Origin of the sequence: Thauera sp. WH-1, assembly GCF_047806685.1 — a bacterium.
Lineage (GTDB): Bacteria > Pseudomonadota > Gammaproteobacteria > Burkholderiales > Rhodocyclaceae > Thauera.
This window is the reverse complement of record NZ_JBLQGP010000041.1, coordinates 1-15,375: the sequence shown is the minus strand read 5'-3', so window position 1 is coordinate 15,375 and position 15,375 is coordinate 1. Positions and strand designations below refer to the sequence as shown.

14 protein-coding genes and 6 tRNA genes are annotated in these 15,375 nt (G+C 64.8%); 5 read left to right on the top strand and 15 right to left on the bottom strand.

Features of this window, described 5'->3' with window-relative positions:
• The first annotated feature begins 113 nt into the window (after positions 1–113).
• The 3 genes from benC to ACMV5O_RS20690 all read left to right on the top strand — a co-directional run bounded on the left by benC (position 114) and on the right by ACMV5O_RS20690 (position 3,176).
• Entirely contained in the window at positions 114–1,124 is a 1,011-nt protein-coding gene (benC, locus tag ACMV5O_RS20700; protein ID WP_416165214.1) for a benzoate 1,2-dioxygenase electron transfer component BenC, read from the top strand.
• 28 nt (positions 1,125–1,152) lie between these two features.
• Complete coding sequence (locus ACMV5O_RS20695) at positions 1,153–1,929, top strand: 1,6-dihydroxycyclohexa-2,4-diene-1-carboxylate dehydrogenase (protein ID WP_416165213.1); 777 nt, start codon at positions 1,153–1,155, stop codon at positions 1,927–1,929.
• 284 nt (positions 1,930–2,213) lie between these two features.
• Positions 2,214–3,176, top strand: coding sequence for an AraC family transcriptional regulator (locus tag ACMV5O_RS20690; protein ID WP_416165212.1), 963 nt, complete (start codon positions 2,214–2,216; stop codon positions 3,174–3,176).
• Positions 3,177–3,323: 147 nt separating this feature from the next.
• On the opposite strand, the gene ACMV5O_RS20685 is transcribed toward ACMV5O_RS20690, so the two are convergent.
• The 13 genes from ACMV5O_RS20685 to ACMV5O_RS20625 all read right to left on the bottom strand — a co-directional run bounded on the left by ACMV5O_RS20685 (position 3,324) and on the right by ACMV5O_RS20625 (position 12,263).
• Positions 3,324–3,400, bottom strand: a tRNA-Asp gene (locus tag ACMV5O_RS20685).
• Positions 3,401–3,463: 63 nt separating this feature from the next.
• Positions 3,464–3,539: transfer RNA gene (locus ACMV5O_RS20680), tRNA-Glu, on the bottom strand.
• 26 nt (positions 3,540–3,565) lie between these two features.
• Positions 3,566–3,641: transfer RNA gene (locus tag ACMV5O_RS20675), tRNA-Ala, on the bottom strand.
• 97 nt (positions 3,642–3,738) lie between these two features.
• A tRNA-Asp gene (locus tag ACMV5O_RS20670) sits at positions 3,739–3,815 on the bottom strand.
• A 63-nt stretch (positions 3,816–3,878) separates the two neighbouring features.
• A tRNA-Glu gene (locus ACMV5O_RS20665) sits at positions 3,879–3,954 on the bottom strand.
• A 22-nt stretch (positions 3,955–3,976) separates the two neighbouring features.
• Positions 3,977–4,052 (bottom strand) — tRNA-Ala (locus tag ACMV5O_RS20660).
• A gap of 95 nt (positions 4,053–4,147) precedes the next feature.
• Entirely contained in the window at positions 4,148–5,566 is a 1,419-nt protein-coding gene (locus ACMV5O_RS20655) for an FAD-binding oxidoreductase (protein ID WP_416165211.1), read from the bottom strand.
• Positions 5,567–5,576: 10 nt separating this feature from the next.
• Positions 5,577–6,554, bottom strand: coding sequence for a patatin-like phospholipase RssA (gene rssA / locus ACMV5O_RS20650; protein ID WP_416165210.1), 978 nt, complete (start codon positions 6,552–6,554; stop codon positions 5,577–5,579).
• A 34-nt stretch (positions 6,555–6,588) separates the two neighbouring features.
• On the bottom strand, positions 6,589–7,920 hold the full coding sequence (gene rimO / locus ACMV5O_RS20645) for a 30S ribosomal protein S12 methylthiotransferase RimO (protein ID WP_416165209.1): 1,332 nt from the start codon (positions 7,918–7,920) through the stop codon (positions 6,589–6,591).
• A gap of 62 nt (positions 7,921–7,982) precedes the next feature.
• A complete protein-coding gene (phaR, locus tag ACMV5O_RS20640) occupies positions 7,983–8,579 on the bottom strand; it encodes a polyhydroxyalkanoate synthesis repressor PhaR (protein WP_324544162.1) in 597 nt (198 codons plus the stop codon).
• A gap of 124 nt (positions 8,580–8,703) precedes the next feature.
• On the bottom strand, positions 8,704–9,444 hold the full coding sequence (locus tag ACMV5O_RS20635; RefSeq protein WP_416165208.1) for a beta-ketoacyl-ACP reductase: 741 nt from the start codon (positions 9,442–9,444) through the stop codon (positions 8,704–8,706).
• Positions 9,445–9,669: 225 nt separating this feature from the next.
• Positions 9,670–10,410 carry an acetoacetyl-CoA reductase gene (gene phbB, locus ACMV5O_RS20630; protein ID WP_324544160.1) on the bottom strand — a complete coding sequence of 247 codons (741 nt, stop codon included), beginning with the start codon at positions 10,408–10,410 and terminating at the stop codon, positions 9,670–9,672.
• Between the two features lie 107 nt (positions 10,411–10,517).
• Positions 10,518–12,263 (bottom strand): PHA/PHB synthase family protein, encoded by a 1,746-nt coding sequence (locus tag ACMV5O_RS20625; RefSeq protein WP_416165207.1) that lies wholly within the window; start codon positions 12,261–12,263, stop codon positions 10,518–10,520.
• A 102-nt stretch (positions 12,264–12,365) separates the two neighbouring features.
• Here ACMV5O_RS20625 and ACMV5O_RS20620 point away from each other — a divergent pair, with 102 nt between their 5' ends.
• A complete protein-coding gene (locus ACMV5O_RS20620; RefSeq protein WP_416165206.1) occupies positions 12,366–12,581 on the top strand; it encodes a hypothetical protein in 216 nt (71 codons plus the stop codon).
• Positions 12,582–12,626: 45 nt separating this feature from the next.
• Here the strand turns inward: ACMV5O_RS20620 and pgeF are convergent, their stop codons facing one another.
• On the bottom strand, positions 12,627–13,397 hold the full coding sequence (gene pgeF, locus ACMV5O_RS20615; protein WP_416165205.1) for a peptidoglycan editing factor PgeF: 771 nt from the start codon (positions 13,395–13,397) through the stop codon (positions 12,627–12,629).
• Positions 13,394–14,353: a 23S rRNA pseudouridine(1911/1915/1917) synthase RluD gene (rluD, locus tag ACMV5O_RS20610; protein WP_416165204.1), complete on the bottom strand. Its 960-nt coding sequence runs from the start codon at positions 14,351–14,353 to the stop codon at positions 13,394–13,396. The genes pgeF and rluD overlap by 4 nt, the downstream gene beginning before the upstream one ends.
• 13 nt (positions 14,354–14,366) lie before the next feature.
• Between rluD and ACMV5O_RS20605 the strand changes: the two genes are divergently transcribed.
• The gene (locus tag ACMV5O_RS20605) at positions 14,367–15,176 is read left to right on the top strand and encodes an outer membrane protein assembly factor BamD (protein WP_416165203.1); all 810 of its coding nucleotides are present in this window, start codon (positions 14,367–14,369) and stop codon (positions 15,174–15,176) included.
• Positions 15,177–15,375: the final 199 nt, after the last annotated feature.

Below are 15,375 nucleotides of genomic sequence, written 5' to 3'. Positions count from 1 at the left end.
AGAAGGTGGTCCTGAAGACCGACTACATTCGTCACGTCATCGACGTTTACCACGTCTGATAACGAGGGCGGGGCGCCAGCCCGGCGACCCCGCCCCACTCCGGAGAGACAACCATGACATACAAGATCGCACTGAACTTCGAGGACGGGGTCACCCGCTTCATCGACTGCAACACCACCGAGACCGTGGCCGACGCCGCCTACCGTCAGGGGGTCAACGTCCCCATCGACTGCCGCGACGGCGCCTGTGGCGCATGCAAGTGCAAGGCCGAATCCGGCCAGTACGAGCTCGGCTTCTACATCGACGACGCCATGAGCGAGGAAGAGGCCAAGCTCGGCTACGTGCTCACCTGCCAGATGCACCCCAAGAGCGACTGCGTGGTGAACATCCCCGCCTCCTCCGAGGTGTGCAAGATCAAGCACGCGACCCTCACCGCCACCCTGGCCGAAGTGCGCCAGCTGTCGGCGAGCACCATCAGCCTGGTGCTGCAGGGCGAGGGCATCGACAAGCTCGCCTTCCTGCCTGGCCAGTACGCCAACATCACCGTGCCGGGCAGCGATCAGCACCGCGCCTACTCGTTCAGCTCGATGCCGGCTGCGGGCAAGGTCAGCTTCCTGATCCGCAACGTCCCCAACGGCCTGATGAGCGGCTACCTCACCGGTCGCGCCCAACCCGGCGACTCGATCAAGCTCGCTGGCCCGATCGGCAGCTTCTACCTGCGTGACATCGCGCGCCCGGTGCTGATGCTCGCCGGCGGCACCGGACTGGCCCCCTTCCTCGCCATGCTCGACAAGGTCGTGGCCGGCGGCGGCAGCGCCCACCCGATCCACCTCATCTATGGCGTCAACACCGACGCCGACGTGGTCGAAATCGAGCGCCTGGACGCCGTCAAGGCCGCCCTGCCCAACTTCAGCTACGACGTGTGCGTGGTCGCCGATGACAGCAGCTGGCCGAAGAAGGGCTACGTCACTGCCCACATCGAGCCTGTCCATCTCAACGAAGGCCAGGTCGACATCTACCTGTGCGGCCCCCCGCCGATGGTGGAAGCCGTTGCGCACGACCTGCGCGAGCGCAAGGTGGAGCCGCACAGCTTCCACTACGAGAAGTTCGCCGCCAGCGTCTGAGCGCAGCGAGAATCCGTCAGGAGCGACAATGGCAAACCGTTTCAAGAATAAAGTAGCCGTCATCACCGGCGCCGCGCAGGGCATCGGCAAGCGCGTCGCCGAAAAGATGGCGAAGGAAAAGGGCATCCTGGTCCTGGTCGATCGCTCGGAGATCGTCCATGAGGTGGCCAAGGACCTCTCGAAGAAGGCCGAGGTGCTGAGCCTCACCGCCGACCTCGAGAAGTTCGCCGATTGCCAGCGCGTCATGGATGCGGCGGTCGAGAAGTTCGGCCGCATCGACATCCTGATCAACAACGTCGGCGGCACGATCTGGACCAAGCCTTTCGAGCATTACCAGGAGAACGAAATCGAGGCCGAGGTGCGGCGCTCGCTGTTCCCAACCTTGTGGTGCTGCCGTGCCGCCCTGCCCTACATGCAGCAGAACGGCAAGGGCTCGATCGTCAATGTCTCGTCGATCGCCACGCGTGGCGTTAACCGCGTGCCCTACGGCGCAGCCAAGGGTGGCGTCAATGCGCTGACCGCCTGCCTGGCGTTCGAGAACGCCGAGCGCGGCATTCGGGTCAACGCCACCGCGCCGGGCGCCACCGAAGCCCCGCCCCGACTCGTGCCCCGTAACACGGCAGAGCAGAGCGAGCAGGAGAAGACCTGGTACAAGCAGATCTACAGCCAGTCCATCGACAGCAGCCTGATGAAGCGCTATGGCAGCCTCGACGAACAGGCCGACCCGATCCTCTTCCTGGCATCCGACGAGTCGGCCTACATGACGGGTACCATCATCCCGGTGGGCGGCGGCGACCTGGGTTGAGCTGAACGCCAGATCCAGGCTGACGTCCCAAGAGGGCCGTAGCGCAGCAATGCGCTACGGCCCTTTCCCATTCTTGGCAACGCCGCGCGGCAGGAGACCTATGCAAGCATAGACAAATCTTTTGTTCGCCTGTAAACTCGAGATTCTTGTGTATCTCGATGAAAAAGACGGCTGTGAGCCAGGCCGGAAGCACGGATGGACAATCCGGCAGTGCTCACAACGGACGAGCGGCTCGTCGCACCGAGCCCCGCCAACACCTCTGCAGGCCAATCGGAGATTGAGTGATGCCGCTACATTTGCTGAATGCCAAGAGCAACGTCTTTGCCGGCGCCAACCCGTTCGAGGTGTCGAACTACGTGCGCGAGAACGTCGGCACCCACAGCCTGCGCCTGTCCTCCAGAAGCCGGGCGAGCGCATCGCTCGCCCATCGCAAGGCCGGCGGGCTCGACCTATGCCGCCTGAGCTACGGCACCCAGGCGAGGATCGTCTCCGAAGGCCTCGCCGACATCTACCACCTGCAGTTCATCCTGCGCGGCTTCTGCCGTTACACGCTGCCGCACTCCACCCTCGACCTGCCGGCCGGGCACTTCCTGCTCCTCAACCCGGACGATCCGCTCGACCTCACCTACTCCGAGGACTGCGAGAAGTTCATCGTCAAGATCCCGGCAACCATGCTCGGCGAGGCCTGTGTCGAACATCGCTGGATCAAGTCGAGGGAGCGGATCACCTTCAACCAGGTGCCCTACCGCTTCGAAGAGATTGATAGCCTGCTGATACTGCTCAAGCTGATCTGCGAGGAGGCGGAGTCCGGCATGGCAACGCCGCAGATGCTTCAGCACTACAACCGGGTTGTGACCACCAAGTTGATGACGATGCTGAAGCACAACATTGCCCTCGATGAACCCTGCCAGCACACGCCCTGCTTCGAGCGCCTGGTGCAGTACATCGACGAGAACATCAAGCACGACATCACGGCCGAGCAGCTCTCACAGTTCTCGCGCCTGAGCCTGCGCTCGCTTTACCTGCTGTTCGAGAAGAACGCCAAGACCACACCCAAGAACTTCATCCGGCAGAAAAAGCTCGAGCATGTGCACGCCGCGCTGACCAACCCGACCGGCAAGGTTTCCAACGTGACCGCCGTCGCCCTGGAGTATGGTTTCACGCACTTGGGGCGCTTCTCCGAGCTCTACAAGTCAGCCTTTGGCGTCCTGCCGTCGGAGTCGATGAAGGCGCGCCTGGCCGCCTGAACAGCGGACAACTCAAGACCGGCGACACAACGCCGCCTCTCCGGACCTGGGCCCTGCCTACGTCCGGAGAAAGTCACGTGCCTGCCAGCCGCAGCGCAAAAGCAAGAAGCCCCGAGTCATCTTCATGACTCGGGGCTTTCGCTTTGGTGGCGGAGTGGACGGGACTCGAACCCGCGACCCCCGGCGTGACAGGCCGGTATTCTAACCGACTGAACTACCACTCCGCACTGACCTGCACCGACCTTTGATCGGCTTTGCGTCCCAGCCCTGGGCTGAAACACGCTAACTGGCGTCCCCACGGGGATTCGAACCCCGGTTATCGCCGTGAAAGGGCGGTGTCCTAGGCCTCTAGACGATGGGGACTACAAACCTTCTACTACGCAACGATTTGGTGGAGGTAAGCGGGATCGAACCGCTGACCTCTTGCATGCCATGCAAGCGCTCTCCCAGCTGAGCTATACCCCCACAACGAGTCGGCGATTATAGCTTCCGTTCAAGCTCACCGCAAGCGCTTCGATTCGTCACTATCGAAGCGTTTCAAGGCCTGCGCCCTGATTGAAACTGGCGGAGTGGACGGGACTCGAACCCGCGACCCCCGGCGTGACAGGCCGGTATTCTAACCGACTGAACTACCACTCCGCACTGACCTGCACCGACCTTTGATCGGCTTTGCGTCCCAGCCCTGGGCTGAAACACGCTAACTGGCGTCCCCACGGGGATTCGAACCCCGGTTATCGCCGTGAAAGGGCGGTGTCCTAGGCCTCTAGACGATGGGGACTACGTACTGCCATTCTTCTGCGTGGTGGAGGTAAGCGGGATCGAACCGCTGACCTCTTGCATGCCATGCAAGCGCTCTCCCAGCTGAGCTATACCCCCGTCACCGAAGAGCGCGCATTATAGGCTGGATAACCCACTCTGTAAACCCCTTTCTTGAACTCTCCCATACCCCCAATCGACTCGGACAGTTCGCCTCAAGCCTCCGGAACGATGAGCTTGCCAGGATTCATCAGCTGCATCGGATCGAGTGCGCGCTTGATCGTGCGCATGAGCTCCATCTCCACGCTGGACTTGTAGCGCAGGATCTCGTCACGCTTGAGCTGACCCAGGCCATGCTCGGCGGAGATCGAGCCTCCCAGCTCGCTGGTCAGGTCGTGGACGATGCGATTGACCTCGTGCGTGCGGGCGATGAAGGCGGGGTTGTCCTCGGCGATCGACTTCGACAGGTTGTAGTGCAGATTGCCGTCGCCGATGTGACCGAAGGCCACCACGCGCACGTCCGGCCACCGCGCCCGCAGCGCCCTGCCCGCACGCTCGAGAAAATCCGGGATACGACTCACCGGTACCGAGACGTCGTGCTTGATGCTGATCCCCTCGATACGTTGTGCCTCGGAGATGTTCTCCCGCAAGGCCCACAAGGCATCGGCCTGCGCCCCGGAGGCGGCGATACTGGCATCGAGGGCGAGACCTCGGTCGCAGGCAGCGCCCAACACGCGCTCGAGCTGCTCACCGAGTGCAGCATCATGCGCCGGGTCGGAGAGCTCGACCAGCACGCTCCAGTCGTGCGGCGCAGCCAGCGGCGCACGGGCGCCGCGGATGTGCCGGAGGACCAGCTCCAGCGCGCTGCGGCCGACGAGCTCGAACGCGCTCACCCGCTCGCCACACTGCGCGCGCAACAAGCCGAGCAGGCGCACTGCAGCCTGCGGGTCAGGCACGGCCACCCAGGCCGTTGCACGCGCGCGGATCTGCGGAAACAGCTTCAGCACCGCGGCCGAGATGATGCCCAGCGTGCCTTCCGCACCGATGAAGAGCTGCTTGAGGTCGTAGCCCGTGTTGTCCTTGCGCAGGCCACGCAAGCCGTTCCAGATGCGGCCATCGGGGAGCACGACCTCCAGGCCCAGCACCAGCTCGCGCATGTTGCCGTAGCGCAGCACCTGCACCCCGCCGGCATTGGTCGACAGGTTGCCGCCGATCAGGCAGCTGCCCTCCGAGGCCAGGGACAGTGGAAAAAGACGCCCGGCCTCGGCCGCGGCCGACTGCACCTGGGCCAGCGTACAGCCCGCCTCCACACAGATCGTGTCGTTGTCGACATCGAGCTCGCGCACGCGCCGCATGCGCGTGAGCGCGATCACCACGGCCCGCCCGTCGTCAAGTGGCGTGGCGCCGCCGCACAGGCCGGTATTGCCGCCCTGCGGCACGATCGGCACTCGAGCCTCGGCGCAAACCGCGACCGCCGCAGCCAGTTCGGCCGTCGTCGCGGGGCGGACAATGGCACGCGCGCGGCCGTGATAGCGCCCCCGCCAGTCCGTCAGGAAGGGCGCCATCTCCTGCGCATCGGTGAGCACGTTCGCCACCCCGACTCGTTGCTTCAACGCCGTGATCAGCGCACTCATGCCACCCTCCTCATTCCCCGCCGCCAACCAGCTCGCGCAGCAGCGGGCGCACCCGCCCCACCGCGGCCTCGCCCTCGGCAATCGCCTCGTCGGCACGATGGTAGTCCATCAGCCCGAGCTGACTCACGCGCGGCGCGATCAGCACGTCGGCCGGCTCACCGGCCAGGCGGCTGCGGGCGATGCGCACCTGCATGACGTTGACGCTCGAACTGATCACCGACACGAGCGAAGGCAGATTATCCGCGGGGGCAGAGCCCGGGCGCAGGATGGCATCGAGGTCGCCCTGCGCAATGCCCAGGCGCGCCAGCACGCGCTCGGTCCAGCCCGCCTCGGTTTCCTCTTCGGGCGCCGCTCTCACCGCGCTGCGACGCACCGCGCGGCCGACCATGTCCGATCCGAGATCGACCGCAATCACGACATCGGCCCCCATCGCCCGGCACAGCGATACCGGTACCGGATTGACCAGGCCGCCATCGACCAGCAGGCGCCCATGATGGATCACCGGCGTCATCAACCCGGGGAGCGCGATCGAGGCACGGACGGCCGCTGCAACACTGCCGTCGTGGAGCCATATTTCGCGGCCGGTGGACAACTCGGTGGCCACGCAGGCAAAACGCAGGTCGAGTTCGGAAAAGTCGCGGTCGATGAAATTGCGCTCGAAGAAGCTGATCAGCTTCTGGCCCTTGATCAGGCCACCGCGCAAGGACACGTCGAGCAAGGACACGACGTCCTGCCACTGCAGGGTTTCGGCCCATCGGATGAGCTTGTCGAGATCACCCGAGGCTGCGGCCGCACCGACCAGCGCACCGATTGAGCAGCCACTGATGACCTGCGGGAAGATACCCTCCTTGGCAAGCGCACGCAGCACCCCGAGGTGAGCCCAGCCGCGCGCAGCACCGCTGCCGAGCGCCAGTCCGATCACCGGCCCGTGGCCATCACCGCCGGACGAATCGAGACTCAATGCCCCCAGCACGGCGGCGGGACTCATGCGTCACGACTCCGCGCACGCATGAGCGAGACCCTCAGTCCAGCCTTTCGGCGTAGAGGTCATGCACATCGCAATCGGTGATGCGCACCCGCACGAAGTCGCCGGGCGCAAGGCCGTCGCCATCCGGGATGATGACGAGACCGTCGATCTCCGGTGCGTCACCCGGCGAGCGGGCCAGCGCGCCTTCCTCGTCAACCTCGTCGACGAGCACGGTCATCTCGCGATCGATCTTGGCTTCGAGGCGTTGCGTCGAGATGTCCTCCTGGAAGTCCATCAGGCGCGCACGGCGCTCCTCGCGCAGTTGCTCGGGCACCGCGTCAGGCAGATCGTTGGCCGCCGCGCCTTCGACCGGCGAGTAGGCAAAGGCGCCGACGCGATCGAGCTGCGCCTGCTCGAGGAAATTGAGCAACAGCTCGAAGTCTTCCTCGGTCTCGCCGGGAAAGCCCGTGATGAAAGTGGAGCGAATGGTCAGATCCGGGCAGATGCTGCGCCACTTGCGCACGCGCTCGAGCACGTTTTCGGCATTGGCCGGGCGCTTCATCGCCTTGAGGACGCGCGGGCTCGCGTGCTGGAAGGGCACATCGAGATAAGGCAGGATCTTGCCCTCGGCCATCAGCGGGATCAGATCGTCCACGCTCGGGTAAGGATAGACGTAGTGCATCCGGATCCAGATGCCGAGCTCCCCGAGCGCCTTGGCGAGGTCGAACAGGCGGGTCTTCAGCGGTCGTCCGCCCCAGAAGCCGGTGCGGTACTTGACGTCGACCCCATAGGCGGAGGTGTCCTGCGAGATGACGAGAATCTCCTTCACGCCGGCGTCGGCCAGCGCCTCGGCTTCGCGCATCACCTCATGGATCGGCCGGCTGACAAGATCGCCCCGCATCGACGGAATGATGCAGAAGGTGCAGCGGTGGTTGCAGCCTTCCGAGATCTTCAGATAGGCATAGTGCTGTGGCGTGAGGCGAATGCCCTGCGGCGGCACGAGGTCGGTGAAGGGATCATGCGGCTTGGGCAGGTGCTTGTGCACCGCGTGCATGACCTCTTCCGTCGCATGCGGCCCGGTCACGGCAAGCACCTGGGGGTGTGCCGCGAGGACGATGTCATCCTTGGCGCCAAGGCAGCCGGTGACGATGACCTTGCCGTTCTCGTTGAGCGCTTCGCCGATGGCGTCAAGCGACTCCTCGACCGCCGCATCGATGAAGCCACAGGTGTTCACGACCACCAGATCGGCATCGTCATAGCTGCCAGAGATCGCGTAGCCCTCGGCCCGCAGGCGGGTGAGGATATGTTCGGAGTCGACGGTTGCCTTCGGGCAGCCGAGGGAGACGAAGCCGACGCGCGGCACATCCGGGGTCTTGAAAGTCGTCATGCGTAGAAAAGCCTGTCCGCGGTCGGCCTGCGTGCGTTCGGCAAACCCGACGCACGCGGCACTTACTTCTGGTTGTCGCCCTTGCCCGTCGCCGACGGCTCGGCCGGCTTGCCGTCCTCGGGCTTGACGTAGTTCGGGAACTGGAAGCCGGTGAACATGTTGCGCGTCTGGCTCTCGAGCTGGCTCTGCATCTGCTCGAACATCTTCTTCGACTGGTCGACGTAGGCGCCCATCATGCTCTGCAGCGCGGGTCCCTGGAAGTTGAGGAACTGCGCCCACAAGTCCTGACCGACCGGACTGTTGTCGCCGTAGATCGCCCGCGCCTGATCCTGCAGCTTGCCCTGCATTTCGGTGAACGCCTTGATGTTGCTCTCAAGGTACTTGCCCATCATGCCTTGCATGGCGTTGCCGTAGAACCGGATCATGTGCGCAAGCAGATCGCTGGTGAACATCGGCGCCCCCCCTGCCTCTTCCTCGAGGATGATCTGCAGCAGGATGCTGCGTGTCAGATCCTCGGCGGTCTTGGCGTCGACCACCTGGAACTCCTCATTGTTGAGCACGAGCTCCTTGACATCCGCCAGCGTGATGTAGGAGCTCGTGCGCGTGTCGTACAGGCGACGGTTCGGGTACTTCTTGATGAGGCGCTGCTGTTCCGGCATTTATCCATCTCCTCGGCGGCGGTCGATCCCGCTCTTGGTTACGTCGGGATTATATCGCGGCGCGAAAACGAAACCCCGCCATTCGACGGGGTTCCGTGATTTCACGCATGCTGCAACGCAGGAATCAACCCATGTGCAAGCCGCCGTTGATGTTGATCGTGGCCCCCGTGATGTAGGCCGCCTTGTCCGAGGCAAGGTAGGCGCACAGGTCGCCGATCTCGTCGGGACGACCAAGACGCTTCATCGGCACGGTGTCGATGATGCCCTGGCGGATGTCCTCGCGAATCGCCATCACCATGTCGGTCCCGATGTAGCCCGGCGCGATCGCGTTGACGGTGACGCCCTTGGTCGCCAGCTCGGCAGCAAGCGCCTTGGTGAAACCGAGCACGCCGGCCTTGGCCGTCGAGTAATTCGTCTGCCCGGCCTGCCCCTTGACGCCATTGACCGAGGAAATGTTGATGATGCGGCCCCAGCCGCGCTCGGCCATCTTGGCGGAGACGTGATGGGTGACGTTGAAGAGGCTGTTGAGATTGGTGTTGATCACCGCATCCCACTGGCCCTTTTCCATCTTCGGGAAGAACTTGTCGCGGGTGATGCCGGCATTGTTCACGAGGACGTCGATCGGGCCGACTTCGGCTTCGACCTTCGCGATCATGACCGCGCAGGACTCGTAGTCCGAAACGTCACCCTCGGCAGCCACAAAATTGAAACCCAGGTCACGTTGCGCGGCCAGCCAGCCTTCCTTCTGGTCGAAGCCGGGCAGGCAGTTGGCGACGACCTTCATGCCATCCTTTGCGAGCGACTGGCAGATCGCGGTACCGAGTCCGCCCATGGCGCCGGTGACGAGTGCGATTTTCTGGGACATCTGGACATCCTTCTGGAGCAGTTTTCGATGCCGAGTTTTCACGCCCAGCGGGCAGGAAATCGTTCCGGCGCTTCATGCCGCAGCGCATCAGCTGCATTGCGGTTTCATTATAAACACTGTTGACAAGAGCTGTTGCGTCGCAATAAAGAATGTATTCATGCATCCAAAAGGGAAGCGCCCCTTGCGGGGCGCTTCGAGGTACGGCTCGTTCCTGCCCGACAGGGCTCAGAACATGTGCTGGCCACCGTTGATCGAGATGTTGGCGCCGGTGACGAAGGCCGCTTCTTCCGACGACAGGTAGGCGACCAGGCCGGCGATCTCCTCGGGCTTGCCGAGGCGGGAAACCGGGATCTGAGGCAGGATCTTGGAGTCCAGGATCTCCTGCGGGATCGCCATCACCATCTTGGTGCCGATGTAGCCCGGCGAGATGGTGTTGACGGTGACGCCGTTGCGGGCCACTTCCAGCGCCAGCGCCTTGGTGAAGCCATGCATGCCGGCCTTGGCCGCAGCGTAGTTGGTCTGACCGAACGCACCCTTCTGGCCGTTGACCGAGGAGACGTTGATCACACGCCCCCACTTGCGCTCGACCATTCCGTCCACGACCTGCTTGGTCATGTTGAAGACGGAGTCGAGGTTGGTGCTGATGACGGCATCCCAGTCGGCCTTCGTCATCTTCTTGAAGGTCATGTCACGGGTGATGCCGGCGTTATTGACCAGCACGTCGACCGCGCCGACATCCTTGGTCACCTGCTCCACGCAGGCCTTGGCAGAATCGAAGTCCGCCACGTCGCAGGGATAGGCCTTGAAGCCGTAGCCCATGTTGTTCATGGTCTGCAGCCATTCCGAGGCCTTGGTGTTGCCCGGCGAGTGCGTCGTCACCACCTTGTAGCCCAGCGCGGCGAGCTTGATGCAGATCGCCTCGCCCAGACCACCCATACCACCCGTTACCAGTGCAACTCTAGACATTGTTCTCTCCTCTCCCTAAACGGGGACTCTGTTCTTAGGGCGGTCCAACAGCACAACGACAGCGCCCGCCCCCATCCGCTGTCGCCAGTAACTCCAAGGCGCGATGATCAGGCGCGCTCCTTCACATAGCGCCCGGGCGCGGGCTCGATCGGCTCGTACTTGGTGCTGCCGAGACGACCGCGCGCCGCCACCAGCTTCCCGCCGAAAGGACGCAGCCACTCGATCCAGTGCAACCACCAGCTGCCCTTGTGCTCGCCGGCGCCGTCCAGCCACTCGTCGGGATCGGTCGGCCGGCCCTCGCCCGTCCAGTAGCTGCGGCGATTCTTGCTGGCGGGATTGATCGCACCGGCGATATGACCGCTCGCACCGAGCACGAAAGTGGTCTCGCCACCGAGCAGGTTGCGCGCCAGGTACGCGCTTTTCCAGGGCACGATGTGATCCTCGCGTGCCGCCAGCAGATAAGCGGGGGCGTCGACCTTTGCCAGGTCCACCTTCTGACCCAGCATCTTGAGCTTGCCCGGCACCCGCAGGTTGTTCTCGAGGTACATGTTGCGCAGGTACCAGGTAAGGAACGGCCCCGGCAGGTTGGTCGAATCCGAATTCCAGTACAGCAGATCAAAGGCTGGCGGTCTGTTTCCCTTGAGGTAGTTGCCAACCACGTATTGCCACACGAGATCATTGGCCCGCAGGAAGGAGAAGACATTCGCCAGCTCCTGCCCCTTGAGCACGCCACCCTTGCCGATCGCGGCCTCACGCGCGGTGACGCTGGCCTCGTCCACCAGGCAGCCGAGCTCGCCGGCATCGCTGAAATCGAGCAGCGTGGTCATCAGCGTCAGGCTGGCAACCGGATCCTCGCCGCGCGCACGCGCCACCGCAAGCGCCGAGGTGAGGATGGTGCCGCCGACGCAGAACCCGAGCACGTTCGGCTTCTTGACCCGCGTCACCGCGCGCACCACCTCGAGCGCCGCGAGCGGCCCCTTCTCGAGGTAGTCGTCCCAGCCGAAGTGCCCCCCCGTGTCCGGGCGCGGATTCTTCCACGACACCAGAAACACGGTGAAGCCCTGCTCGACGATGAAGCGCACCAGCGAGTTCTCGGGCTGCAGATCCATGATGTAGAACTTGTTGATGCAGGGCGGCACGATCAGCAGCGGCGCCTGCGCCACCTTGTCGGTGAGCGGCGCGTACTGGATGAGCTGCATCAGTTCGTTCTCGAATATCACCGAACCGGGCGTCAGGGCCAGGTTGCGCCCGATCTCGAAGGCGGCATCGTCGGTCATCGAGATCCGCCCCTTCTCGAGGTCGGCCATCAGATTCTGCACCCCGCGCGAGATGCTCTCGCCCTTGGTCTCGATCGCGGTCTTGATGAACTCGGGGTTGGTCGCGGCAAAATTGCTCGGCGACATCGCGTCGATGTACTGGCGCGTCAGGAACTGGATACGTGACTTGGCCCGACCGTCGGCAATCGGCATCGCATCAGCCATCTGGCTGAGCAGCCCGGCGTTGAGCAGGTAAGCCTGCCGCAGATAGTCGAACACCGGACTCTCGGACCATTCGGGTGCGGCAAAGCGCTTGTCCCCAGGCGGCGGCTGCACCACCTCGGGGCCGCCCTCACCCGGCTTGCGCGCGAGCATCGACGACCATAGCTGGGCGTGCTTTTCGGCATAGGCCTTTTGCAGCTCGGCCAGGGCCTCGGTCTCGGGCAAGGGCAGCTTGGTCGCGGCAACACCCGAGGAGTCCTGCATGGCCACATGCTGGCGCGCGAGCATTTCAAAGAAACTCTTCGTCATTGACTGCCCCGCGTCGAGCATTGCCTGCACCCCTGGCGGCATCGCCTTGCCCGCTGAATCCGACATCCGAATCTCCTGATCCTCTCGGCAGCGACGCAACGTCGCCGCATGCTGTTTTGTAGTGTGCGACAGGGCTCGATCGGGTAACACCAGCGTTAGAATTGCCGCATGTACCTGATCCCGATCGCCTGGCTCTATGTCGCCATTCTCGTCGCCATCTCCGAAGACACGATCGTCGCCGGCGTGCTGACCTTCATCTTCTGGGGTCTGGCTCCGCTCGCGCTGTTCATGTGGATCTTCGGCACCCCTGCAAGAAGACGGCGCCAGAGGGAGCGGGAAGCCGTGGACTGCAACGATAGAGCCGAAACGGGCCTCGATCAATAGTCTCGCGCCATGCGAGGGCGATGCGCCCCCCGGCTCACGGGACCTTCAGCGCGCCGTGAGCCAGATCAGCGAAGCGAAACGGCCGCTCACCCGATCACGGCGGTACGAATAAAACTGTTGCGGCGACGCAACCGTGCACAGGCCGCCGCCTTCGATCCGCGTCACGCCTGCGGCCTGCAGGCGGCGGCGGGCAAGCATGTAGATATCCGCCAGCCACTTCCCCGCCTCAGCACCGGCAACGAAGGCACTCGCCGCCCTCGCATCCGCAGCCAGGAAGGTGGCACGGACCTCGTCGCCAACCTCGAAAGCCTGCGGCCCGATCGCCGGCCCAAGCCAGGCCCGCAGGCTGCGCGGCGCCACCCCCATGCGCGCGACCGTCGCCTCGAGCACCCCGGCTGCCAGCCCACGCCAGCCCGCATGAGCCGCACCGACGACGGTCGCCCCATCGTCGCACAGCAGCACGGGAAGGCAATCGGCCGTCAACACCGCGCACACCCGCTGCGCGCTGCGCGCGACCGCCGCATCGGCCTGCGGCACGCCCGTGGCGCAGTCGGCGTCGGCCACCGCGCAACCATGGACCTGATCCAGCCACAACGGCTCGGCGGGCAGATGCGCCCGCAGGCGGGCACGATTGCGCGCCACCGCATCCGGCTCATCGCCGACGTGGCTGCCCAGGTTGAAGCTCGCGAATGCGCCTGCGCTGCAGCCTCCCTCGCGCGTCGTGATCAACGCACTGACACCGGCGGGCAACCCCCAGCGCGGCCGCAGTAGCCCGGATGCAACGACATCGAAGGCTTGCGTATCGAAACGGCTCATGCGGAGCGCTCGCGCAGGCGCTCGAGCAGCAGCGCAAGATCAAGCGCCATGGGCACCTCCCAGGCCATGGCCGCGCCGCTCGCCGGATGCCGCAGGCCGAGACGGAAGGCATGCAGCGCCTGGCGCGGGAAGGTGTCGAGCAGGGGCTCGCCGCTGCGGCGCTGACCGTACACCGCGTCGCCGACCAAGGGATGACCGAGGTGCGCCATATGGACGCGGATCTGGTGCGTACGCCCGGTCTCCAGACGGCACTCGAGCAGCGTGCAGCGTGCAAAGCGCTCGCGCACCAGGTAATGAGTGAGCGCCGGACGGCCGTTGCCGACGACCGCCATGCGCGTGCGCTGGCTGGGGTGGCGCCCGATTGGCGCATCGACCGCCCCCCCCGCCCTCACCGCGCCCTGCACCAGCGCGGCGTAGTGCCGCTTGACGCTACGCGCCTGCAACTGGCGCACGAGCTCGGTCTGCGCGGCGAGCGTCTTCGCCACCACGAGCAGCCCGCTGGTGTCCTTGTCGAGGCGGTGCACGATGCCGGCACGCGGCACCGCTGCCAGCGCCGAATCATGATGCAGCAAGGCATTGAGCAGGGTGCCGCTCCAGTTGCCGCTGCCCGGGTGCACCACCAGACCCACCGGCTTGTCGATGACGAGCAGGTGGTCATCCTCGAACACGATCGCGAGCGGGATGTCCTCGGGGCGTTCGGCGGCGAGCTCGGGCGGCGGCGGTACATCGATGTCCACCCGCTCGCCGCCCCAGACCTTGCGGCGGACGTCGACCACCCCGCCATCGACGAGGACGTGGCCGTCCTTCACCCATGACTGCAGGCGGCTGCGCGAATGTTCTGGAAGCAGGCGCGCCAGCGCCAGGTCGAGGCGCAGGCCGCCGAGTTCGGCAGGGATCGTCAGCGGGTCACACGAGTCGTCGTCGTCCGCTGGGATATAATCGACGCGTTCATTCACGCGAGTGTCTTCAATGGCCAGGTTCACCCTCGGAAGTTTAACGGGAAAAGTCGCGCTCATTGGCGCCCTGCTGCTCGGCGGCTGCGGCCTGCTGCCCGAGCAGGTCGATGAGACGGCGGGCTGGAACGCCCAGCGACTCTACTCCGAAGCCAAGAGCTCCATGTCCGAGGGAGGCTACGACCGTGCGATCACGCTGTTCGAGAAGCTCGAGGCCCGCTATCCCTACGGCCGCTTCGCGCAGCAGGCCCAGCTCGAGGTCGCCTACGCCTACTACAAGCAGGGCGAGCAGGCCTTGTCGCTGGCGGCCGCCGATCGCTTCATCAAGCTGCACCCCAATCATCCGAACGTCGACTACGCCTATTACCTGAAGGGCCTGGTCAACTTCAACGAAGACCTCGGCCTGCTCGCCAACCTGTCGCGCCAGGACCTGTCCGAGCGCGACCCCAAGGGTGCGCGCGAAGCCTTCGACAGCTTCCGCGAGCTCGTCGAGCGCTTCCCCGAGAGCCGCTACGCCGAGGACTCGCGGGCGCGCATGCAGTACCTGGTCAATTCGCTCGCGGCGCACGAGGTGCACGTCGCGCGCTACTACTACAACCGCGGCGCCTATGTGGCGGCGATCAACCGCGCACAGACCGCCGTCAGCAATTTCCCGCAGGCGCCCGCTACCGAAGAGGCGCTGTTCCTGCTGGTCAAGAGCTACGACGCCCTTGGCATGACCCAGTTGCGTGACGACTCGGACCGCGTGCTGCGCGGCAACTTCCCGGACAGCGTGTATTTCCGCGGCGGCCCGGTCAGCGACAAGCCGTGGTGGCAGCTCTGGTGAGCCTGCCTCGCAGCCCTCTCTGACCACGAACGAAAAAGGCGCCAAGAGCGCCTTTTTCGTTTGACTCAAACGCCCGGCTTGCGCACGTCAAGCACGCAAGCCGGGCGTCCGTCAGCGGCGCTCCATCAGCCGCCGGACTGGGCCTTGAACTGCTGGCGATAGCGGTGCAGCAGCGGCTCGGTGTAGCCGCTGGGCTGGG